Origin of the sequence: Streptomyces atratus (genome assembly GCF_014648655.1) — a bacterium.
Taxonomy (GTDB): Bacteria; Actinomycetota; Actinomycetes; order Streptomycetales; family Streptomycetaceae; genus Streptomyces; species Streptomyces atratus.
Genome location: NZ_BMRN01000001.1, coordinates 221,127 through 242,464, shown reverse-complemented (window position 1 = coordinate 242,464; position 21,338 = coordinate 221,127). Strand labels below are relative to the sequence as shown.

16 protein-coding genes are annotated in these 21,338 nt (G+C 70.2%); 3 read left to right on the top strand and 13 right to left on the bottom strand.

The annotated features are described in order from the left end of the window. Positions 1-58: 58 nt before the first annotated feature. A complete protein-coding gene (gene fxsT, locus IEZ15_RS00970) occupies positions 59-3,052 on the top strand; it encodes an FxSxx-COOH system tetratricopeptide repeat protein (protein ID WP_189273430.1) in 2,994 nt (997 codons plus the stop codon). Between the two features lie 102 nt (positions 3,053-3,154). On the opposite strand, the gene IEZ15_RS00965 is transcribed toward fxsT, so the two are convergent. From IEZ15_RS00965 to IEZ15_RS00920, 10 genes are all read right to left on the bottom strand, one after another. Further along, the gene (locus IEZ15_RS00965) at positions 3,155-6,994 is read right to left on the bottom strand and encodes a multifunctional oxoglutarate decarboxylase/oxoglutarate dehydrogenase thiamine pyrophosphate-binding subunit/dihydrolipoyllysine-residue succinyltransferase subunit (protein ID WP_189273427.1); all 3,840 of its coding nucleotides are present in this window, start codon (positions 6,992-6,994) and stop codon (positions 3,155-3,157) included. Between the two features lie 257 nt (positions 6,995-7,251). Further along, the gene (locus tag IEZ15_RS00960; protein WP_114246610.1) at positions 7,252-8,328 is read right to left on the bottom strand and encodes a HAMP domain-containing sensor histidine kinase; all 1,077 of its coding nucleotides are present in this window, start codon (positions 8,326-8,328) and stop codon (positions 7,252-7,254) included. After that, a complete protein-coding gene (locus IEZ15_RS00955; RefSeq protein ID WP_114246611.1) occupies positions 8,325-9,062 on the bottom strand; it encodes a response regulator transcription factor in 738 nt (245 codons plus the stop codon). Before IEZ15_RS00955 ends, IEZ15_RS00960 begins: the two co-directional genes overlap by 4 nt. Before the next feature lie 223 nt (positions 9,063-9,285). After that, positions 9,286-9,978 (bottom strand): spermidine synthase family protein, encoded by a 693-nt coding sequence (locus tag IEZ15_RS00950; RefSeq protein ID WP_189273425.1) that lies wholly within the window; start codon positions 9,976-9,978, stop codon positions 9,286-9,288. Between the two features lie 315 nt (positions 9,979-10,293). Beyond that, entirely contained in the window at positions 10,294-10,917 is a 624-nt protein-coding gene (locus tag IEZ15_RS00945) for a hypothetical protein (RefSeq protein WP_189273423.1), read from the bottom strand. Beyond that, on the bottom strand, positions 10,914-12,197 hold the full coding sequence (locus IEZ15_RS00940) for an ABC transporter permease (RefSeq protein ID WP_189273419.1): 1,284 nt from the start codon (positions 12,195-12,197) through the stop codon (positions 10,914-10,916). Before IEZ15_RS00940 ends, IEZ15_RS00945 begins: the two co-directional genes overlap by 4 nt. Beyond that, a complete protein-coding gene (locus IEZ15_RS00935; protein ID WP_189273417.1) occupies positions 12,194-12,994 on the bottom strand; it encodes an ABC transporter ATP-binding protein in 801 nt (266 codons plus the stop codon). Before IEZ15_RS00935 ends, IEZ15_RS00940 begins: the two co-directional genes overlap by 4 nt. Positions 12,995-13,004: 10 nt before the next feature. Next, positions 13,005-13,943, bottom strand: coding sequence for a zf-HC2 domain-containing protein (locus IEZ15_RS00930; protein WP_189273415.1), 939 nt, complete (start codon positions 13,941-13,943; stop codon positions 13,005-13,007). A 14-nt stretch (positions 13,944-13,957) separates the two neighbouring features. Beyond that, positions 13,958-14,569, bottom strand: a complete 612-nt coding sequence (locus IEZ15_RS00925; protein ID WP_189273414.1) for an RNA polymerase sigma factor — start codon at positions 14,567-14,569, stop codon at positions 13,958-13,960. Positions 14,570-14,683: 114 nt separating this feature from the next. Further along, positions 14,684-14,830 (bottom strand): hypothetical protein, encoded by a 147-nt coding sequence (locus IEZ15_RS00920; protein ID WP_189273412.1) that lies wholly within the window; start codon positions 14,828-14,830, stop codon positions 14,684-14,686. Between the two features lie 248 nt (positions 14,831-15,078). Here IEZ15_RS00920 and lon point away from each other — a divergent pair, with 248 nt between their 5' ends. Next, positions 15,079-17,511: an endopeptidase La gene (lon, locus tag IEZ15_RS00915; protein ID WP_189273410.1), complete on the top strand. Its 2,433-nt coding sequence runs from the start codon at positions 15,079-15,081 to the stop codon at positions 17,509-17,511. Between the two features lie 123 nt (positions 17,512-17,634). On the opposite strand, the gene IEZ15_RS00910 is transcribed toward lon, so the two are convergent. Further along, a complete protein-coding gene (locus IEZ15_RS00910) occupies positions 17,635-18,393 on the bottom strand; it encodes a polysaccharide deacetylase family protein (RefSeq protein WP_189273920.1) in 759 nt (252 codons plus the stop codon). 226 nt (positions 18,394-18,619) lie between these two features. Next, complete coding sequence (locus IEZ15_RS00905; RefSeq protein ID WP_114246617.1) at positions 18,620-19,477, bottom strand: lysozyme; 858 nt, start codon at positions 19,475-19,477, stop codon at positions 18,620-18,622. A 227-nt stretch (positions 19,478-19,704) separates the two neighbouring features. Here IEZ15_RS00905 and IEZ15_RS00900 point away from each other — a divergent pair, with 227 nt between their 5' ends. Next, complete coding sequence (locus tag IEZ15_RS00900) at positions 19,705-20,202, top strand: MarR family winged helix-turn-helix transcriptional regulator (protein WP_373302469.1); 498 nt, start codon at positions 19,705-19,707, stop codon at positions 20,200-20,202. Positions 20,203-20,231: 29 nt separating this feature from the next. On the opposite strand, the gene IEZ15_RS00895 is transcribed toward IEZ15_RS00900, so the two are convergent. Then, on the bottom strand, positions 20,232-21,017 hold the full coding sequence (locus IEZ15_RS00895) for a protein phosphatase 2C domain-containing protein (protein ID WP_189273407.1): 786 nt from the start codon (positions 21,015-21,017) through the stop codon (positions 20,232-20,234). Positions 21,018-21,338 lie beyond the last annotated feature (321 nt).

Below are 21,338 nucleotides of genomic sequence, written 5' to 3'. Positions count from 1 at the left end.
AGCGACCATGCTCCGGTGTATCTTGACAAGGCTCGTATCTAGGCAGGGAGATGGTTGAATGCCCGGAACGCGTAAGCAAGTTGGAGCAACCGGGGCGCAGACCGTCACCATCAGTTTCGCCGGTTTCAACCGCGCCTGGGCGGCGTGGACCGCAGACCGTCTGGAGCGGCGTGGGGTGACGGTCGTCCAGCAGCGCTGGGACCCCCCGGTGGAGGTTCCGCTGGAGGAGTCGCTGCGGGATCTGACACTGTCGCGCGGCCGTGTCCTGGTGATCCTCAGCGACTGGTACTTCCAGCTCGGACCGCGCAGCCACGAGGAGTGGAACAGGGCCCTGCGCGAGGTCGTCGCCGCCGACCCCGACCGCTTCGCCGCCGTCTGTGTCACCACCTCCGCGCTGCCCGGCGCCACCTCGGTCCTCGCCGCCGCCGACCTGACCAACGTCGGCGCCGACGAGGCCGAACGGCGCCTCCTCGTACGCCTGGGCCTGCCCATCGACCCGCTCCCCGAGCCCGTCGATGCCAGGCCGGGGATCCGGTATCCGGCCGACACCCCCGAGGTGTGGGGCGGGGTGCCACGCCGCAACACCCGGTTCACCGGCCGTGAGGAACTGCTCAGCAAGGCGTACCGGGCCCTCCAGGACGCCGGACCCGGAGCCGGCGTCGTGACCCTGCACGGCATGTCCGGCGTAGGCAAGACCCAGCTGGCCGCCGAGTACGTCTACCGCTTCGGCTCCGAGTACGACGTCGTGTGGTGGGTGCCCGCCGACCGCCGCGCCCTCTACCGCCAGAAACTCGCCGAACTCGCCCCCGAACTGGGCCTGTCCACCGGCGCCGAGTACGGCGAGCGGCTGCGCGCGGTACGCGACGCACTGCGCCGCGGCGAACCGCACTCCCACTGGCTCCTCGTCCTCGACGGCGCCGACGAACCCGAACACATCTGGGACCTGGTGCCGACCGGCCCCGGACACGTCCTGATCACCTCCCGCAACCCGGAGTGGAGCGAGCACAACAGCAACCTGGTCGAGGTCCCGGTCTACGACCGCGAGGAGTCGGTCGCCTTCATCCGCCGCCGGGCCCCGCGCCTGACCCCGGCCGAGGCCGACCAGCTCGCCGACGCACTCGAAGACCTCCCGCTGCTCCTCGACCAGACCGCCGGCTGGCTCAACGACTCCGACATGTCGGTCCAGGAGTACATCGAGCTCCTCGAAGGCGGCATCGACCAGGACGTCGTCAAGGTCTCCGCGGACTTCCCGCTCGCCTTCCAGACCGCCTGGTCGATACTGCTGAACAAGCTCAAGGACACCGTCCCCGAGTCCGTCGACCTGCTGCGCCTGTGCAGCTTCTTCGCACCCGGCTCCATCCCCGTGCGGCTGCTGAAGGAAATGCCCCCCGGTGAACTGCCGGAACAGCTCTCCGGCCTGATGAACGACCCGCTGCTGTGGAACAGGGCGATCGGCCAGCTCCGCCAGTACTCCGTGGTCCGCCTGGAGTCCCACGAATCGGTGGTCGACGAGGCGTCGTCCGGTGAATCGCTCTACATGCACCGCATGGTCCACCAGATCATCGGCAAGGACATGCCGGAGCGGGACCGTCAGGAGTTCATCAACGTGGTCCGCCGAGCCCTTGCGGCCGCGGACCCCGGCCGGCCCACCGACACCCGTCTGTGGCCCGCCTACGCCGAGATCACGCCGCACCTGAAATGGGCCGACGTCCTCAGGAGCACCGACCCGGGAGTGCAGGGCCTGGTACTCAACTGCCTGCGCTACATGTACCTCTCCGGGGAGTACCGGGCCGGCATCAAGCTGGGCGCTCGGGCCATGGAGGCCTGGCGGGAACTCCTTGGCGAGGACTACTCCAGGGTCTGGGACCTCCGATACCACTACGCCAACCTGCTGCGGGCTGTCGGCGACTACGCCGGTACGGAGGCCATCGAACGGGCCGCCGTCGACCATCTGCGCGCCGAACGCGGCCCGCAGGACCTGGAACACCTGCGCGCCGCCAGCGGCCTTGCCGCGGACCTGCGGGGCCTGGGCCGGTACGACGAGGCGCTGAACATCTCCAGCTGGATCCTCGGCGCCTACCGCGAACTGCTGGGCGACCAGGACTCACGCACGCTCAACGCCCAGAACAACCTGGGCACTTCGATGCGTCTGCTGGGCCGGTACGAGGAGGCGCTCGAACTCAACCAACGCACCCTGGAGGCCCGGCGCCGACTGCTGCGACCGCGCCACAGCTGGACGCTCTATTCCGAGATCAACTACGCCACGGACCTGCGCCTGCTCGGCCGGTACGGCGACGCCCTGTCGCTCCAGAACCAGAGCGCCAGGGTGCACCGGCTGGTCATGGGCTCGGACAACCCGCAGACCCTGCGCGCCGAGCACAATCTCGCGCTGTGCCAGTACCGCTCGGGGGAGCGAGCCAAGGCCGCGGCCCTGTTTACCCGGGTCCTCGAACGATCCGAGCGTGTGCTGGGCGAGGACGACCCCCTGACGATGATGTTCGCGGCCAGCCAGAGCTTCTTCGCCCGTGAGCACGCCGACATCGACCGGGCCAGGGACATAAGCGAGAAGGTCGTCGCCGGCTATGTGGACATGCTCGGCGAGAAACACCCGTATGTGGCGGGGACCCGGGCCAACCATGCCCTGATCCTGCGCAACGTGGGCGAGCGGGACCACGCGCACACCCTCCTGGAGGAGGCGCTCGCCGACTTGACGCGGGCCGTGGGCGAGAACCACCCCTGGACGCTGGGCTGCTCGATCAACGCCTCGGCGCTGCGCAACCTGGTGGGCGATCCGGAATCCGCCGCCGCACTGACGGACTCGGTCATCACCCGGGCCGTCGAGGTCCTCGGCCGGACCCATCCGCTGACCCTCTCCGCCCGGATCGCGCACGCCGCGGACCTGCGCGGTCTTCGGGATCTGCAGCGTGCGGACAAGGTCGAGACGGAGGCGCTGGGCGACCTGGCGGCGACCCTGGGCGAGCAGCACGTCCACACGGTCTCGGCGCGCTCCCGCAACCGTCCGTACTGGGATTTCGAACCGCAGATGATCTGAAGCGTTCAGGTGATCCGAAGCCCACCGAGCGCACATGCCGAAGGGCCCGGCCTCGCGATCAACTCGCGGGACCGGGCCCCTCGTCATGCGTACAGCGACCGGTCAGGCCTCGAAGACCTCGGCGACCAGCTGCGCCTGCTCGGCCTGGTGGCGCTTGGCCGAACCGACCGCCGGGGACGAGCCGTGCGGCCGCGAGATGCGGCGCAGGCGCTCACCGTGCGGGACGTCGGCGCCGACGGCCAGGTCCAGGTGGTCGATCAGGTTCAGGGCGATGAACGGCCAGGAGCCCTGGTTGGCCGGCTCCTCCTGGGCCCAGAGGTACTTCTCGGCGTTCGGGTACTTGGCGATCTCGGCCTGCAGTTCGGCACCCGGCAGCGGGTACAGGCGCTCCAGACGGATGATCGCGGTGTCCGTGACGCCGCGCTTCTCGCGCTCGGCCTCCAGGTCGTAGTAGACCTTGCCGGCGCAGAAGACGACCTTGCGGACGTCGTTCGCGTTCACCGTGTCGTCGCCGATCACCGGGCGGAAGCCGCCGGTGGTGAACTCCTCCGCCTTCGACGCGGCCGCCTTGAGGCGGAGCATCGACTTCGGGGTGAAGACGACCAGCGGCTTGTGGTGCGGGTTGTGCACCTGCCACCGCAGGAGGTGGAAGTAGTTCGACGGCAGGGTCGGCATGGCGACCGTCATGTTGTCCTGCGCGCACATCTGGAGGAAACGCTCCGGGCGGGCGGACGAGTGGTCCGGCCCCTGGCCCTCGTAGCCGTGCGGCAGCAGCAGCGTGACGCCGGAGGTCTGGCCCCACTTCTGCTCGGCCGAGGAGATGAACTCGTCGACGACGGTCTGCGCGCCGTTGACGAAGTCACCGAACTGGGCCTCCCAGATGACCAGCGACTCCGGACGGGCCAGCGAGTAGCCGTACTCGAAGCCCATCGCCGCGTACTCGGAGAGCAGCGAGTCGTAGACGTTGTAACGGGCCTGGTCGTCGGAGAGGTAGAGCAGCGGGGTGTAGTCCTCGCCGGTCACCTGGTCGACGAGGACCGCGTGCCGCTGACCGAAGGTGCCGCGGCGGGTGTCCTGGCCGGCGAGCCGGACCGGGGTGCCCTCCATCAGCAGCGAACCGATGGCCAGGGTCTCGCCCATGCCCCAGTCGATCGTGCCGTTCTCCACCGAGGCCGCGCGACGCTGCATCTGCGGCATCAGACGGGGGTGGACGGTGATCCGGTCGGGGATGTTGACCTGGGACTCCGCGATGACCTTCACGACCTCCTGGGAGACCGCGGTGGTCACGGCGACCGGGAACTCGGGCTGGACCTCGGGGGTGTGTGCCGGAGCCGGCAGCGAGGTGGCCTCGCGGACCTCCGCGAAGACCTTCTCCAGCTGGCCCTGGAAGTCCTGCAGCGCCTGCTCGGCCTCTTCCAGCGTGATGTCGCCGCGACCGATGAGGGACTCGGTGTAGAGCTTGCGCACCGAGCGCTTCTTGTCGATCAGGGTGTACATCTGCGGGTTGGTGAACTCCGGGTTGTCGCCCTCGTTGTGACCGCGGCGGCGGTAGCAGATGAGGTCGATCACGACGTCCTTGTTGAACGCCTGCCGGAACTCGAAGGCCAGGCGCGCGACACGGACGACGGCCTCGGGGTCGTCACCGTTGACGTGGATGATCGGCGCCTCGATCATGCGCGCCACGTCCGTGGCGTACATCGAGGAGCGCGAGGACTCCGGGGCGGCGGTGAAGCCGACCTGGTTGTTGATCACCACGTGCACGGTGCCGCCGGTGCGGTAGCCGCGCAGCTGCGACATGTTGAGCGTCTCGGCGACGACGCCCTGGCCCGCGAAGGCCGCGTCGCCGTGGAGTGCGACGGGCAGGACCGTGAAGTCCGTGCCGCCCTTGTTGATGATGTCCTGCTTGGCGCGGGCGATGCCCTCCAGGACCGGGTCGACCGCCTCCAGGTGCGAGGGGTTGGCGGCCAGCGAGACCTTGATCTGCTCGCCGTCCAGACCGGTGAAGGTGCCCTCGGCGCCCAGGTGGTACTTCACGTCGCCGGAGCCGTGCATCGACCTGGGGTCGAGGTTGCCCTCGAACTCGCGGAAGATCTGCGCGTACGACTTGCCGACGATGTTCGCCAGCACGTTCAGCCGGCCGCGGTGGGCCATGCCGATGACGACCTCGTCGAGGCGGGCCTCGGCGGCGGAGTCGATGACCGCGTCGAGCAGCGGGATGACGGACTCGCCGCCCTCCAGCGAGAACCGCTTCTGGCCGACGTACTTGGTCTGCAGGAACGTCTCGAACGCCTCGGCGGCGTTGAGCCGGCGCAGGATGCGCAGCTGCTCCTCGCGCTCGGGCTGCTGGGTGCGCGTGCGCTCCACCCGGTCCTGGATCCACTTGCGCTGCTTCGGGTCCTGGATGTGCATGAACTCGATGCCGGTGGTACGGCAGTACGACTCCCGCAGCACACCGAGGATGTCGCGGAGCTTCATCATCGACTTGCCGGCGAAACCGCCGACCGCGAAGTCCCGCTCCAGGTCCCACAGGGTGAGGCCGTGCTCGGTGATGTCCAGGTCGGGGTGCTTGCGCTGGCGGTACTCCAGCGGGTCGGTGTCGGCCATGACATGACCGCGGACCCGGTAGGAGTGGATCAGCTCGAAGACCCGCGCGGCCTTGGTGACGTCGTTGTCGTGCGAGGCGTCGATGTCCGTGAGCCAGCGGACCGGCTCGTACGGGATGCGCAGCGCCTTGAAGATCTCGTCGTAGAACTCGTTCTCGCCGAGGAGGAGCTGGGCGACGATCCGCAGGAACTCGCCGGAGGCGGCGCCCTGGATGACCCGGTGGTCGTACGTCGAGGTCAGCGTCATGACCTTGGAGATGCCCAGCTTGTTCAGGGTGTCCTGAGAGGTGCCCTGGAACTCTGCCGGGTAGTCCATCGCGCCGACGCCCATGATGAGGCCCTGTCCGGGCATCAGACGGGGCACCGAGTGCACGGTGCCGATGCCGCCGGGGTTGGTCAGCGAGGCGGTGACTCCGGTGAAGTCGTCCATGCCGAGCTTGCCGTTGCGGGCGCGGCGGACGATGTCCTCGTAGGCCTGCCAGAACTCGAAGAAGTTGAGCGTCTCGGCCTTCTTGATGGCCGCGACGACCAGCTGGCGGTCGCCGTTCGGCTTCACCAGGTCGATGGCCAGACCGAGGTTGACGTGCTCCGGCTTGACCAGGGTCGGCTTGCCGTCCTTCAGCGCGAAGGAGTGGTTCATCGCCGGCATGGCCTTGAGGGCCTGCACCATCGCGTACCCGATGAGGTGCGTGAAGGAGATCTTCCCGCCCCGGGCGCGCTTGAGGTGGTTGTTGATGACGATGCGGTTGTCGAAGAGCAGCTTCACCGGAACGGCGCGGACGGACGTGGCCGTCGGCAGCTCCAGCGAGGCGTTCATGTTCTTCGCGACGGCGGCCGACGGGCCGCGCAGCGTCACGTACTCGGGGCCGGCCGGTGCCTCGGTGGCCGGAGCCGCGGCGGGCTTGGCCGGGGCAGCGGGGGCTGCCTTCGCGGCCGGAGCCGGCGCGGCCTTCGCCGGGGCTGCCGGGGCAGCGGCGGCGGGAGCGGCCTGTACGGGCGCCGGAGCCGCGGGCGCGGGGGCCTTCGCGGCCGGAGCCGGGGCCTGCGCCGGAGCGGCCTGAGGTGTGGCGGCCGGTGCGGTGGCGGCCTGGGCCGGGGTCACCGCAGCCCCCGCGGCTGCGGCGCCGGGAACGGGCTTGTCCGCCGTGCCGGACGTACCCGGCTTGTAGTCGGCGAAGAAGTCCCACCAGGCGCGATCGACCGAACTGGGATCCTGGAGGTACTGCTGGTAGATCTCGTCGACGAGCCACTCATTGGGGCCGAAAGCTGCAGCCGGGTTCGTACCCGGGCTGGCTTGGTCGGTCGAGATGCTCGAGTTACTGGGGGACTGAGACGACACGGCGGCAACCGCCCTCTTCCGCTTCACAAGGTGATGGACAGCGGAAATCAAGGCTACGCCTCCTCAGCCGTTCCATGCAGGCCGGGCCGGTCTTCGTCGTGCAAGTCACATCGGAAGGCGGGTTTCGGCGCAGGAAATGGCGGGAAACAAGCATGGTTCCGCTTCACTTCGGGTACGCGGGACCGCGGCTACGGCCCCCTGGACCGTACCCCTTGAACGGAACACGTAGAACGTGCCCTTCCGGTTCGAACCTTATGTCAACCTCGCGGTTGCCGAATCCCCGGAAGAGTGACCTGGATGCGGCAGCCGCGAGCGGATTCGGCCACGCCGATTCGTCCGCCGTGCAGGTCCACCGCCCAGCGGGCGATCGCCAGGCCCAGGCCCGTACCGCCATCGCTGCCCGGACCGTGCGGGGACGGCATCTCGCCGCGGTTGAAACGCTCGAAGACCCGGTGCCGCTCGGACTCCGGAATGCCCGGGCCCTCGTCCAGGACCTCCAGTGCCAGGGATTCCGGTCCGGGCCCGCGCCGGGCCAGTACGGTGACCCGGCCGTGCGGCGGGCTGTGCTTGACAGCGTTGTCGATCAGATTGGCCACCACCTGGTGCAGCCGTTCCGTATCCGCGTGCGCGGTCAGCTCGGGCGGCGACACATCCAGATGCAGATGTACGTCCTTGCGGGTGTGATTCCCGGAGCCGGAGGACAGCCGGCGGTGCGAGGCGGCGAGGTTCGCCTCCTTCAGTACCCCCGACAGATACGGCCACACCTCGAAACGGCGGGCCTTCAGCGTGACCACCCCGTTGTCCAGGCGGGACAGATCCAGCAGCGTCTCCACCAGCCTGCCGAGCCGCTCGGTCTGCTTCAGGGCCGTGCGCATCGTCTCCGGATCGGCCGAGGACACCCCGTCCACGACGTTCTCCAGCACGGCTCTCAGCGCTGCGATGGGTGTCCGTAGCTCATGCGACACATTGGCCACCAGCTCCTTCCGGTGCCGGTCCACGGCCTCCAGATCGTCCGCCATGCGGTTGATCGTCTGGGCCAGATCGCCGAGCTCGTCACGCCGGTCGGCGCCGCTCACCCGTCTGGTGTAGTCACCGTGCGATATCGACCGGGCCACGGTCGTCATCTCGTCCAGCGGCGCAGTCAGGCCGTGCGCCACGAACTGGGTGATCAGCAGGGTCGCGATCACCGAGAACACCGTGATGAAGCGCAGTTCGGTCCTGGTGCGCACGGCCACCATCAGCAGCCCGGTGGTGATGAACACCGAGACCACCACGAGCGTGCCCAGCTTGGCCTTGACCGAGAAAGGGCGCAGTCCGGAACCGGGCCGGGTCATGGCGCCGGGGTCTCCAGGGCGTAACCGACACCGTGCACGGTACGGATCCGCTCCGCACCGATCTTCCGGCGCAGCGCCTTGATGTGACTGTCGACGGTACGGGTGCCGGAGGCGTCCGCCCAGTCCCAGACCTCGGCCAGCAACTGCTCCCGGGAGAGCACCGCACGCGGGGTGTTGGCCAGGCAGACCAGCAGATCGAACTCGGTCGGCGTGAGGTGGACGTCATCGGCGCGCACCCGGACCCGGCGCTGCGCGTGATCGATCTCCAGCTCGCCGAGGCGCAGTATGCCGCTGCGCGGCGTCACCGCGGCCAGTGCCGCACGCTCGACCCGGCGCAGCAGGACATGCACCCGGGCCGCCAGCTCGCGCATCGAGAACGGCTTGGTCATGTAGTCGTCGGCGCCGACCCCGAGGCCGACCAGCATGTCGGTCTCGTCGTCCCTGGCGGTCAGCATCAGCACCGGCACCGGCCGCTGGGCCTGCACGCGGCGGCATACCTCCAGGCCGTCGAAGCCGGGGAGCATGATGTCGAGCACCATCAGATCGGGCTGCCATGCCTCGGCCGCGTCCACGGCCGCGGGTCCGTCGAGTGCGGTCTGCACCAGAAAGCCCTCGGCCCGCAGCCGGGCGGAAATGGCATCGGCGATTGTGGCGTCATCCTCGACCACCAGCACCCGGCGCTGCGCGCCCGGCGTTGCCGCGACACCGTTGTGGGTGGTGTGTGTCTGTTCCATCGCCCCGCCCCTGCCCGCTCTCACGGGGGCCATGCCCCCGGACGCACGGTCTTCGCTTGTGGATTTCGTGGGTGATCCCCGTTACCGGTCAGCAGCGTAAAGGCAGCGGACTGCTCTCGGCTACGCAGGGTGTAACGGCTTTGGCGCGATGAGGTGGCGGAGTGTCGGCCTTGTGGCGCTTGGCCCCCGGGCGTCCGGGGTCACGGACACCCGGTGGGGGCTCTCAGCGTGTCCGAAGTGCGAGATGCACCACGTCGGGAACACCTCGGGCAACACTGACCTCTTCCGTCCTAACCCCGCTGAATCCGGCATTCCGCAAAGCCTGTTCGAACTCCGCGGACGGTTGTGCGGACCACACCGCGAGAACGCCACCCGGTGTCAGCCGCTCCCGGCAGTCCGCCAGACCGGCAGGGGAGTACAGGCTCGTGTTGTCCTCGGTGACGGTCCAGTCCGGTCCGTTGTCGATGTCCAGGCACAGGGCGTCGTAACGGTCCGTAGTCGTACGCAGGTACGCGACGAGATCCGTCGTCAGGATCGCGGTCCGCGGATCGGCGAGCGACGCACCGGAGATCCCGGCCAGCGGCCCCTCCAGATGCCAGTCCACGATCGCCTGCTCCCGCTCGACGACGGTGATCCGCCCCCACCTCGGCTCGGCGGCGGCCCGGACGAGCGAGAACCCCACCCCGAGACCCCCGATGAGCACCGCCGGTGCCTCCCGGTCGGCGGGCAGCGCGGCCAGTGCCGCGTCGATCAGCAGCCGCTCGGAACGCCCGTCGGAGGTGTCCATCAGAAAGCACCCGTTGGCGATGATCTCGAAGTCGTCCCCCCGCTCCCGCAGAACGACCTCGCCGTAAGGCCCTTCGCGGCGGTCGAGTGTGACGGGGGCGAGTGTGTCGGGGCCGTGGATGTCGGGCATGGTGCGGGTCTCCGGTGGATGGCGGACACGGTCACCGCCATCCTGGCCGCTCGACGCGGCCGAAGGCCAGCGGATTGCCGGATCCGCCCGATCCATTCGATCCGTCCGGGGGAGCATCCACCGTTGCGCGACCCGGGGCGTGCGACGGACGAGAGTTACGCGCTCTGGGGGCGCGCAGCGTCCAGGGCTACGCGCTCTCCGGGCTTGCGCCGTCGAGAGTCACACGTTCTCCGGGCGTGCGCCGTCGAGAGTCACGCGCTCTCCGGGCGTGCGCCGTCGAGAGTCACGCGCTCTCCGGGCGTGCGCCGTTGAGAGTCACGCGCTCTCCGGGCGTGCGCCGCGCACCGCGAGGAGGGTCGCCCCGATCACGTATGCCGTCAGGGCCACCGCCCACGCCGCACTCTGCGGACCCGGCTGCATCGGCCAGGCCCACACCGCCGCTGCGCCGCCCGGGTTGTGGGGCGCCGCCAGATAGACGGCGCCGCCGTAGACCGTCATCGGCAGCCAGCTCAGCCTGGCACCGATCAGGGCGGCGGAGGCCGTGGCCACCCCGGTCGCGCCGAGCACATTGCGCACCATGCCCGGTGCGCCGAACGCCTCCGGGTGCCCCGGGACCGCCGACGCGAGTGCTCCGGCCGTCAGCACGGTCAGGACCAGCAGATGCAGCAGCCGACGCGGCCACCAGCGGCGTACGGCGGTTCGGTCCAGCTCGTCGCTGTGCGCGTGCAGGCTGGTGCCGATCGTGGCGGAGGCGAGCAGCGGGGCCAGCACGATGACCGGGACACGGGCGGTGTGGTCGAAGTACGGCTGGTCCTGCAGCCAGTGGGCCGCCCAGGCGGCGACGAGGGCGATGCAGGTCAGGGTGGCGACGGTGAGGGGGAGGGCGCGGGAGCGGATATAGAGGCGGGGGAGTGCGGTGTAGGTCGGCCGGTGGTTCACAGGACCGGGACCTCCGCGGGCGTGCAGCGCTGCGGGGTGGCCAGGAAGCGGCCGAGCCAGACCTTGCGGTCGGCGTCCGGCATGGTCTTGAGGTGGGCGAGATAGCGCGAATCCGCATACCGTTTCGAATCTTCGCCGGTCAGCCAGCTGATGACCGCGTCGGTCGTGCGTGCCACGCGTTCGGCCTCCTTCTTCCGGTCCTTCCCGGGCGGGCCGGCCTGACAGTCGCGGTTCACCAGAGTCAAGGCGGTGTCCGAGGCGTACCCGCGGGGATCGGTCAGCCGGTTCCGTGTGATGCCCCAGCCGCGCATCACGTATGCGAGTCCGGCTTCGCCGTCCTTCGGGCCGGACTGCGTGTCCACGTATCTGGTGGGTGCGCCCGGGACTCCCTCCAGCCGCGAGAACATTCCCGCCAATGCCTGGGACATCTGGGGCAGCACCGGGGCGTCGGATGCGTTCACGCAGATCTGCGGGGTGCCGGGGCCGGCCTCGGAGCAGACCCTGCGGGCCATGGCCGGGTCGTCCCGGAACAGGTCCGCGCCCGTGTGCACGACCAGCGTTCCCGCCGCGATCGCCAGGACCAGCGGCACGACCGCGAGGTAGCGCCGCCGGGCCGCGTACGCGAGCAGCACGCTGACGGCGATGCCGCCCGTCCATGCCACCAGGACCGGGGCGAACCACCACACCGGGACGGACACTTCGAGCGCGACCGCCTGGGCCGGGCTCAGGAACCGGGCTTCCGAGTTCAGATAGCCCGGGAACCCCAGGAGGACGTACGCGCACACCGCCAGCACCGGGGCGATCAGCCGCCACCGCACCAACCGGCCGACGACGAACCCCACGAAGCCGACGGACAGCAGGAAACCGAGGTCCGTGGCGACGATGGAGACCGACGGGCTGCCGGCCCCGGTGTACGGGGCGGTCGCCGCGAACGCCACGCCCAGCGCGAGCAGATAACCGGCCGCCGCCCACAGCGCGATCGGCGTCGCGGCCGTCGTCGCCTGCGCGAGCCGGCTGCGCGGCACCGAGAGCAGCAGTTCCGCGGTACGGCGGCGATGCTCCCGGCCGCCCTGCCAGCAGGCGGCCGCGGCGACGAGCGGACAGGCGAGCAGCCCCGCCGCCGAGTGCAGCTGGCTCTGGGTCTCGCCCCAGCTGCCCTGCCACTGGGGCGCCTTGCCCCACAGCGTAACGAGGAGCGTGAGGGCCACGGCCGGCCCGGTCCAGGGGGCGAGCCCGCGCCGGAGCTCGGCCCGCAGCGCGGTGTATGCCGGGTTCGTCATCGGCGTGCCACCGCCGCCCGGTGCGCCCGCAGCGCAGCGGTGTAGCCGCGCTCGATCGGGTTGCCGTCCGGCCCGTCCGCTCCGGTGTCCTCGCCGCCGAGGGCCGTCAGCTCCTGTGTCGTACCCCGGTACGCGATCCGGCCCGCCTCGATCAGCGTCACATCGGTGCAGGCCGCGGCGACATCCTCGACCAGATGGGTCGAGACGATCACGGTGGACGTGCTGCCCAGCTCGCGTATCAGCGCCCGGAACTCGACCCGCTGCTCCGGGTCGAGACCGGCGGTCGGCTCGTCGAGCAGCAGCAGGTCCGGATCGTTGACGATCGCCTGGGCGATGCCGACGCGCCGCACCATCCCGCCCGACAGGGTCTTCACCCGGGCGTCGATCCGGTCCGCCAGACCCACCCGGGCCACCGCAAGCTCCACGGCCGCGGGCACCGCCGCCGCGTCCATCTCCTTGAGCCAGGCCACATAGGCGACGAACTCGCGGACGGTGAAGCCCGGGTAGTACCCGAACTCCTGCGGCAGATAGCCGAGCCTGCGCCGGACCGCCGCCCGGCTGCGGTGGCCGGACTTCGCGCCGACCTCGCTGCCGAACAGCTCCACCTGGCCGCCGGACGGTGCGGCGACCGTCGCGAGCACCCGGATCAGCGAGGTCTTGCCCGCCCCGTTAGGCCCGAGCAGCCCGTGCACACCGGGTGCGAAGTCGAGGTCGACGGCGTCGAGCACGGCCGTTCTGCGGTGCCGCACGGTCAGTTTCCTGACCGTGACCGTGCTCATGGCTGTGGTGCTGCTCATGCGTTCACGCTCACAACGTCTCCAGATGGTCGAAGGATCTACGGCGTGCGGCGAGCAGCGCGGCGCACACCAGCGCCCCGGCCGCCCAGCCGCCCTGTGCGGCGGGCCCTGCGAAGTACTTCGCGGCCTCGGCCGCCGGCTTGCCGATCTCCAGGGGGGAGGTGGCGAAGGCGGGGAGGAGCACGGCGGCAGCCCAGGCCACGGCGACGGACGAGGCGCCGGTACGGCAGCCGACGTACGAACCGAGGGCGAGCGCCGCCAGCGTCATCGCCAGCCCCGGCAGCAGCCATGCCGCCGGGCCCGGCCCCGCGGCGGACGCGGGAAGCGCGGCCCCGGCGAGGGTGAGTGCCGGGATGCTCACGCCGAGCACCGCGGCGGTTCTGGTCAGCAGCAGCCGCAGCCCGCCGGACGGGGTGGCGGCGGTGATCTCGTGCAGCGGGTCCGTGTGCCGTCCGTAGGAGACGACGACTCCGGCGAGCGGCAGCACCGGCGCGATGACGAGGAGCAGCGGCCGCGTGGCCGCGCCGAGCCCGGCCCCGTACGCGAGAGCGAGGGCCCCCACGGCCACCAGCACCAGCGCCAGCAGCCACGCACCGCGCAGCGCGGGTCCGGCGGCCCACAGCAGACGCCCGGCGCGGGTGGCGGACCCGGGAAGGCGGACGCGACCGTTCAGGACGGCCCCGGTTGCGGACGCGAGGAAGCGGACCTGGTTGCTCCGGACGGGCCCGCTCTCCGGTGCCTCTCCCGCCGCCACCGCGGCCAGCACCCCCGCCCGCACCCCGTCCAGCAGCACCACCGCCTCCTGCCGTGCCCGTACCGCCGCCGAGACCCGTGCCGCGCACCCCCCGCACGTCTCCACGTGCTTCTCCAGGGACCAGGCGTCCGTCTCCGCCACCGAACCGGCTGCGTACCGCTCGGCCAGCTCTCCACCCACATGCCAGTGGGTCATGCCGTCGCCTCCCCTCATGCCGTGCCTCCCAGCGGACCGGCTTGCGGTGCCAGCAGTTCCAGCGCGGCGCGCAGCTCGCGTCTGGCCCGCATCGCCCGTGTCTTGACCGTTCCTTCCGGTATGTCCAGGAGCCGGGCCGTCTCACGGGTCGTCAGCCCGTCGATGACCGTCGCGCGCAGGACCTCGCGCAGCTCCGGCGAGATCCGGTCGAGTGCGGCGCCCACATCCCCGTACTCCAGGCCGGCCAGCACCCGATCCTCGGCGGACGGCGCGGCGGCTGCCCACTCCTTGCTCCCGGCCCGCTCGGCCTCGGCCTGTGCGGCGAGACCGGCGCGGGCGTGGACCCGCTGCGCGTCCACCAGTCGGCGCGAGGCGATCACCCAGAGCCAGCCGCCGATCTGCCCCCCGCGGTGCGATCCGGCGGAGCGCCAGGCCGTCACGAAGGTGTCCTGAAGGACTTCCCGCACGGTCTCGGTATCCGCGCACCGTCTGCTCAGCCGGGCGAGCAGCCAGCCGGCGTGCCGGTCGTAGAGCGTCGCCAGGGCCGCCGTATCCCCCTGCGCGACGGCACGCAGCAGCGCGTCGTCGTCATTTCGGTCCTCCCCCGAGGGGCGCAACAGGCTCACACTCCCTCTATCGAGCACCGGACCCGAGTCGGTTCACACGTGGCTCATGTGGTTCACGCCATTGGGCGGGGTCGGTGCGATGCTGCTGCGCGATCTGTTCGACCTCGGCGCCCCTCACCAACTGGGGCCGTCCGCCGGCGCCCTGCTGCTGCGCCGGGCCGGTGCGGTCACAGGAGCGATGGTCGGGGGTGTGGGGGCCTTCTCGCCTGCTCCGCGCATCTGCTCGTCATGGGGCGCGAGCAAGCCGTCGATGTCCGTCACGAGAAGACCGTACGAGCGGTGGCAAATGCCTTTTCGGGCCGGGAACCCCGGCGGATCGAAGCCGGGAACGCCGTCGGATTAAAGCGGACGCTTGCGGAGTTCTCCGCTACGTAAAGGGCGGATCGGGCCGGGCGCTGCGGAGCGAGCGCATTCAGTCGATCGCTCACAGCGAACATGCGCCGGGGAACAATGGGCGGCTCAGGAGCATTGAGTCTGCATAACTCAACTTGACTGCCGAAGGGGAGATCATGGCTACCGAGTCCCATGCGGTCACTCCGCTCGCCCTGCCCGTGCTGCCGCTCGACGACGAGGTGGTGCTGCCCGGGATGGTGGTGCCTCTGGACCTGTCCGACACCGATGTGCGCGCCGCCGTGGAAGCCGCACAGGCCGCAGCCCGCGAGGGCGGCGGCAAGCCCGAGGTGCTTCTTGTGCCGCGGATCGACGGGACGTACACCGGCACCGGTGTCATCGGCACCATCGAACAGGTCGGACGGCTTTCGGACGGGGATCCGGGCGCGCTCATCCGCGGCCGTGGCCGGGTACGGATCGGGGCCGGGACCAGCGGACCGGGTGCCGCGCTCTGGGTGGAAGGGACACAGATCGACGCGGTCGTCCCCGATCCGCTCCCCGGAGCCGCCGCCGAGCTGGTCAAGGAGTACAAGGCGCTCGCCACCAGCTGGCTGAAGAAGCGCGGCGCCTGGCAGGTCGTGGACCGGGTCCAGCAGATCGAGGACATCTCCGCGCTCGCCGACAATTCCGGTTACTCACCCTTCCTCACCACTGCCCAGAAGGTGCAGCTCCTGGAGACCGTGGACGCGGTAGCCCGGCTGAAGCTCGCCATCCAGTGGCTCGGTGAACACCTTGCCGAGCAGGACGTCGCCGAGTCCATCGCCAAGGACGTCCAGGAGGGCGTCGACAAGCAGCAGCGCGAGTTCCTGCTGCGGCGCCAGCTCGAAGCCGTACGGAAGGAGCTCTCCGAGCTCAACGGTGGTCCTGGTTCCGGCGCAGACGAGTCCGACGACTACCGGGCCCGCGTCGAGGCCGCCGATCTTCCCGAGCACGTCCGTGAGGCCGCCCTCAAGGAGGTCGACAAGCTGGAGCGCTCGTCCGACCAGAGCCCCGAGGGCTCCTGGATCAGGACCTGGCTCGACACCGTCCTCGAACTGCCGTGGACCGAGCGGACCGAGGACGCCTACGACATCCGCGGCGCCCAGGAGATCCTCGATGCCGAGCACGCGGGCCTGCAGGACGTGAAGGAGCGGATCACCGAGTACCTGGCGGTACGCAAGCGGCGTTCCGAGCGTGGTCTCGGCGTCGTCGGCGGGCGGCGCGGCGGTGCCGTGCTGGCGCTGGTGGGTCCGCCGGGCGTGGGCAAGACCTCGCTCGGTGAATCCGTCGCGCACGCCATGGGCCGCAAGTTCGTCCGCGTCGCGCTCGGCGGTGTGCGGGACGAGGCGGAGATCCGCGGCCACCGGCGTACCTACGTCGGTGCCCTGCCGGGACGTATCGTCCGGGCCATCAAGGAGGCCGGTTCGATGAACCCGGTCGTCCTGCTCGACGAGATCGACAAGGTCGGCTCCGACTTCCGGGGCGACCCGGCCGCCGCCCTCCTCGAAGTTCTCGACCCGGCGCAGAACCACACCTTCCGCGACCACTACCTGGAGGTCGAACTCGACCTCAGCGATGTCGTCTTCCTGGCGACGGCCAATGTGCTCGAAGCCATCCCGGAGGCCCTGCTCGACCGTATGGAGCTGGTCAGGCTCGATGGCTACACCGAGGACGAGAAGGTCGTCATCGCCCGCGGCCACCTGCTCCCGCGCCAGCTGGAGCGGGCCGGCCTGGAGAAGGACGAGGTGACGCTCGACGAGTCCGCGCTGCGCAAGCTGGCCGGCGAGTACACCCGTGAAGCGGGCGTACGAAATCTGGAGCGGGCCGTCGCCCGGCTGCTCCGCAAGGTCGCGGCCCAGCACGAACTGGGCGACCGGGAACTCCCGTTCACGGTCACCGAAGCGGATCTGCGCGGTCTGATCGGCCGGCCGCACCACGTCCCCGAGTCCGCCCAGGACCCGGCCGAGCGCCGCACCGCGGTGCCGGGTGTGGCCACCGGACTCGCGGTGACCGGTGCCGGTGGTGACGTGCTGTTCGTGGAGGCGTCGCTGGCCGACCCGGAGACCGGGGCGTCCGGACTGACCCTCACCGGTCAGCTCGGCGACGTCATGAAGGAGTCCGCGCAGATCGCGCTGAGCTTCCTGCGGTCGCACGGCGCGGAGCTGGAGCTGCCGGTCGCGGATCTGAAGGACCGCGGCGTGCACATCCACTTCCCGGCGGGCGCGGTCCCGAAGGACGGCCCGAGCGCCGGCATCACCATGACGACTGCACTGGCCTCGCTGCTCTCCGGACGGCTGGTCCGTACGGATGTGGCGATGACCGGTGAGGTCTCGCTCACCGGACGGGTGCTGCCGATCGGCGGCCTGAAGCAGAAGCTGCTGGCCGCGCACCGGGCCGGGATCACCACCGTGGTGATCCCGAAGCGGAACGAGGCCGATCTGGACGATGTCCCGGCCGAGGTCCTGGACACCCTGGAGGTCCACCCGGTGACGGACGTCCGCCAGGTGCTGGAGATCGCCCTCGCCCCGGCCTCCGCGGCCAGGCCCGAGGAGAGGATCCCGGCCGCGGCGTAGGCGCCACGGCGTGACGGGCGTGGCACCACGTGCGCGACCGGTACGGACGGCCCGCCTTCCCGGCAACGGGTGGGCGGGCCGTTCCGCGTGCGTCTGGGGGCCTCGCTTTTCGGGACGTACGGCTCAGGGGCGGTAGATGGTCCCCGGGACCGGCTCCGCGGGTGCCATCAGCTGCGGGACGGTGACGAAGGTGTAGCCCTGCTTCTTCAGCGCGTCGATGATGCCCGGCACGGCGGGCACCGTCCCCTTGTAGATGTCGTGCAGCAGGATGATGCCGTCCCGGCTCGCCTGGTCCAGGATGCGCTTCTTGATCAGCGCCGAATCGGTCGTGGAGTAGTCCTTGGCGGTCGCGCTCCACAGGATCTGGGAGAGCCCCAGGTCCTTGCTGATGTCCGAGACGGTGTCGTCGGTACGGCCCTGCGGCGGGCGCATCAGGCGCGGCTTCTTGCCGGTGATCTCCGCTATCGCGTCCTGCGTCTTCTCCAGCTCGTCACGTATCTCGGCGGGCTTCTTGTCCGTCAGGATCTCGTGGGTCCAGGTGTGGTTGGCCACCTCGTGCCCCTCGGCGGCGAGCCTGCGCAGGGTGTCTGGGTGCTTCTTGACGTGGTTCTTGCCCAGCAGGAAGAAGGTCGCGTGCACCTTCTTCTCCTTGAGGATGTCCAGCAGATGCGGGGTGTCCTCGCCCGGTCCCGCGTCGAAGGTCAGGGCTATGCACTTCGCCTTGCGGCAGTCCACCGGGCCGAAGGAGCCCTTGGCGTCGGAGCCCGCGTCGCCGCGCGCGGAGGCCGGCGCGGTGGTCTGCATGGAGCAGCCGCTCAGCGTCAGGGTGAGCGCCGTCACAAGAGCGGCGGCCAACCCCGTACCGATCGACTTCGTCTTCATGGACAAGGCGGGTCACTCCTCCGTAGCTGAACAAGGCGCACGGCGTGCGGCAGGGAAGGACTATACACACGGCGTATACGCCAGGTGTATAGAGAGCCTTCATTGTCGGCTCGGAGGGTGAAATGCCTGATCAGGGTGTGTGAACAGGGAAGAGCCCCGGCGACTGGGTGGGTCGCCGGGGCTCTGCTGTGCGAAGCGTCGGACCGGGCGGGCGCGGCAGGCCGGCTCAGCCGTTGGCGAGGGCCTGTACGCGGTCGAGGGCGCCGTTGAAGTGGTTGTGGTCGCCGACGTAGGGGCCGGACGAGGTGTACTGCCAGATCGTGTAGTAGCTCCAGCCGGCCGGGAGTTCGCCGACCGTGGTGTTGTAGCGGGCCACCCACAGCGGGTTGGTGGCGCCGAAGCTCGCATTGTTCCCGGTGCAGGTCTGCCACCAGCTGGTCGCGGTGTAGATGACCGCGTCGCGTCCGGTGCGCGCCTTGTAGGTGTTCACGAAGTCACGGATCCAGGACACCATGCCTGCCTGGGTCTTGCCGTAGCACTGCGCGCCGTACGGGTTCCACTCGATGTCGAGCACGCCGGGCAGGGTCTTGCCGTCCTTCGACCAGCCGCCCCCGTGGTCCACGAAGTAGTTGGCCTGGACGGCGCCGCTCGTGGTGTCCGGGGTGGCGAAGTGGTACGCGCCCCGGATCATGCCGATGTTGTACGAGCCGTTGTACTGCTGGGCGAAGTACGGGTTCGTGTAGTACGTGCCCTCCGTGGCCTTGGTGTAGGCCCACTTCACGCCGCTGTTCCAGAGAGTCGCCCAGTCGACGTTGCCCTGGTGGCTGCTGACGTCCACGCCTTCGGTCTGGACGGCGCGGGTGTCGCGCGGCAGTCCGCCCTGGCCGTCGTGGGCGACGACGCCCATGCCCATCGTGGCCGTGCCGCGCGCGGGCTTCTTGGCCGCGGCGGCGGTGTCGTGGGTGCCCGCGGCACTCGCCGCGCCGGGCAGGGTGAGGAGGAGGGAGAGGGCTGCGAGCAGGGTGCCGGCCGCGGCGAAGCGCGAGCGGCGGGATGTTCCGGATCTGGATCTGAGCACCGGCATGTGAGTGCCTCCGAGGCCTTGGTGGGGGGACGTGCTGATCCCAGGGGGACGCCGGGCGAACCCCTGCGGGCATGTCATGGTGTGAACATGCCACGCATGAAGCTACGCACGTAGACCCGCGCTGCGGAAGGGGGCCTGGGTGCTGCCGTTGGTCTACGCCTGCGAAATACTGACCAAGCTGCGGCGATGACCAGCGGCGAAAGAAACTTTCAGCGGCAGGAAAGCTCATGAGGGGTGTTGACGTGCACGGGAGCGAAAGCGGTAGTGAACCCGGCGCGAGCGGAGAAAGTGGTGTGGACCACGCATTCCTTGCCCTGGAGCGGGAGTTGGCCGTCTTTCTGCGCCGGGCGCGGGCCAACTCCGGGGAAATGGCGCGCGAGGTCCACCCCGAACTGGAGGCCGCCGCGTACGGACTTCTCGTACGGTTGGAGTCGGCCGGGCAGCAGCGGGCCACCGATCTCGCGGCCTACTTCGGGGTCGGCAAGGCGACCATGAGCCGTCAACTGCGTGCCCTGGAGGCCCTCGGGCTGGTGGCGCGCGAGCCCGATCCGGCCGACGGCCGGGCCTCCCTCGTCCACCTCACCGCCGAGGGCTTGGCCCGCTACCGCAGCGTCCGCGACGCCCGACGCGACCGCTATGTGCGCAAGCTCGCCGACTGGGACCGGGCCGAGGTGGCCGAACTGGCCCGGCTGCTGCACCACTTGAACGCCCGGGCCGAGGGCTGACACCCCGGCCCGCCCTCCCCGGTGTGCCGTCACAGCACCGCGTAGACCGCCGTCGCGTCGTCGTGGGTCTTGCTGCGGCGCAGATACGTGCGCTCCGAGTCCGCGTCCTCCAGCGCCCTGACGCGGTCGATCAGTCCCTGCGGGCCTTCCTTGTGGAGCACCCCGAGGCAGTCCGCCCAGTCGCCGGCACGGAACATCTCGGTCCAGCGGGCCGCCCCGTCGGTCAGCGCGGCCAGCGCCCGTACCTGGCCGAGCGGGGTGCGCCCGATGACCGCGCGGGCTGCCACGGAAGGGTCGGCGGCGGCGGTGAAGAAGCCGCCCTCCTTGTTGCGTACCTGCGCGTCGGTGACTGCTTCGTCGGCCAGAGAGCCCGGCGGCAGGCGGTCCAGCCGGTCGTCGAGGAGGGGGTGCACGGTTCCGTCGGGCGCCTCGAACAGCAGTGCGGAATCGGACAGCACCAGGTACTCGATCTCGCGTTCGTCCCAGCGTGCCATGACGACCGTGGCCTGCGGCGTCCTCGCGTGAGAAAGGTCACATGAGGAGCGATGTGTATCGGCGGTGTGCCGAATGGACTCGGCCAGGATCTCCTGGAGAGTCAGATCCCGTCGCGAACCGGACAGTTCGACCAGTGAGCCGCCCAGCCGTGCGGTGAACCAGGGGACCGAGTGCACACAACCGTCGTCACCCTGCGGCGGAGTCACTCCGTCGAGCAGGATCAGTGTCCCGCCCTGGCCGGAAGCGGGCAGCGCGGTGGCGGCCCAGTCCTCGTTCGGTCGTTCAGCGCTGCCGGCGACGGTGGCGAGTTCGATTCGCATACAGCCAGTCTGCACGACGCCTTCACGAGCCCTGCACTGCCCATGGTTGGCCTGTACCGGCAGGTCAGGCGGGTGTCCGGAGTGGAAGGAAAGGCTCCGTGCGGTGTGCGGGCGGGCATCCTGCCAAAGCCTGGGCGGAAGTTCCAACCGACGGCCCAGGTGTGCCGGACGCGCCCCCGGGGGAGACTTGTTCGTCAACTCCGGAGTGATGTTGACTCGTTCAGGTGGCGGAGTGGCTGATGCGCGCCCCCCTCTCAAAAGCGCTGGAATGGTCAGAAGCCGTACCAGGGGACGGGGCGCTCGTTCATATGTGACCGTGCG

Excerpts from the sequence above, each read along its gene's own strand:
- IEZ15_RS00930 (WP_189273415.1), bottom strand. The coding sequence starts at position 13,943 with ATGACCCACTGGCATGTGGGTGGAGAGCTGGCCGAGCGGTACGCAGCC.
- IEZ15_RS00960 (WP_114246610.1), bottom strand. The coding sequence starts at position 8,328 with ATGACCCGGCCCGGTTCCGGACTGCGCCCTTTCTCGGTCAAGGCCAAG.
- lon (WP_189273410.1), top strand. The coding sequence starts at position 15,079 with ATGGCTACCGAGTCCCATGCGGTCACTCCGCTCGCCCTGCCCGTGCTG.
- IEZ15_RS00905 (WP_114246617.1), bottom strand. The coding sequence starts at position 19,477 with ATGCCGGTGCTCAGATCCAGATCCGGAACATCCCGCCGCTCGCGCTTC.
- IEZ15_RS00910 (WP_189273920.1), bottom strand. The coding sequence starts at position 18,393 with ATGAAGACGAAGTCGATCGGTACGGGGTTGGCCGCCGCTCTTGTGACG.
- IEZ15_RS00900 (WP_373302469.1), top strand. The coding sequence starts at position 19,705 with ATGAGGGGTGTTGACGTGCACGGGAGCGAAAGCGGTAGTGAACCCGGC.
- IEZ15_RS00895 (WP_189273407.1), bottom strand. The coding sequence starts at position 21,017 with ATGCGAATCGAACTCGCCACCGTCGCCGGCAGCGCTGAACGACCGAAC.
- IEZ15_RS00935 (WP_189273417.1), bottom strand. The coding sequence starts at position 12,994 with ATGAGCAGCACCACAGCCATGAGCACGGTCACGGTCAGGAAACTGACC.
- IEZ15_RS00955 (WP_114246611.1), bottom strand. The coding sequence starts at position 9,062 with ATGGAACAGACACACACCACCCACAACGGTGTCGCGGCAACGCCGGGC.
- IEZ15_RS00950 (WP_189273425.1), bottom strand. The coding sequence starts at position 9,978 with ATGCCCGACATCCACGGCCCCGACACACTCGCCCCCGTCACACTCGAC.
- IEZ15_RS00940 (WP_189273419.1), bottom strand. The coding sequence starts at position 12,197 with ATGACGAACCCGGCATACACCGCGCTGCGGGCCGAGCTCCGGCGCGGG.
- fxsT (WP_189273430.1), top strand. The coding sequence starts at position 59 with ATGCCCGGAACGCGTAAGCAAGTTGGAGCAACCGGGGCGCAGACCGTC.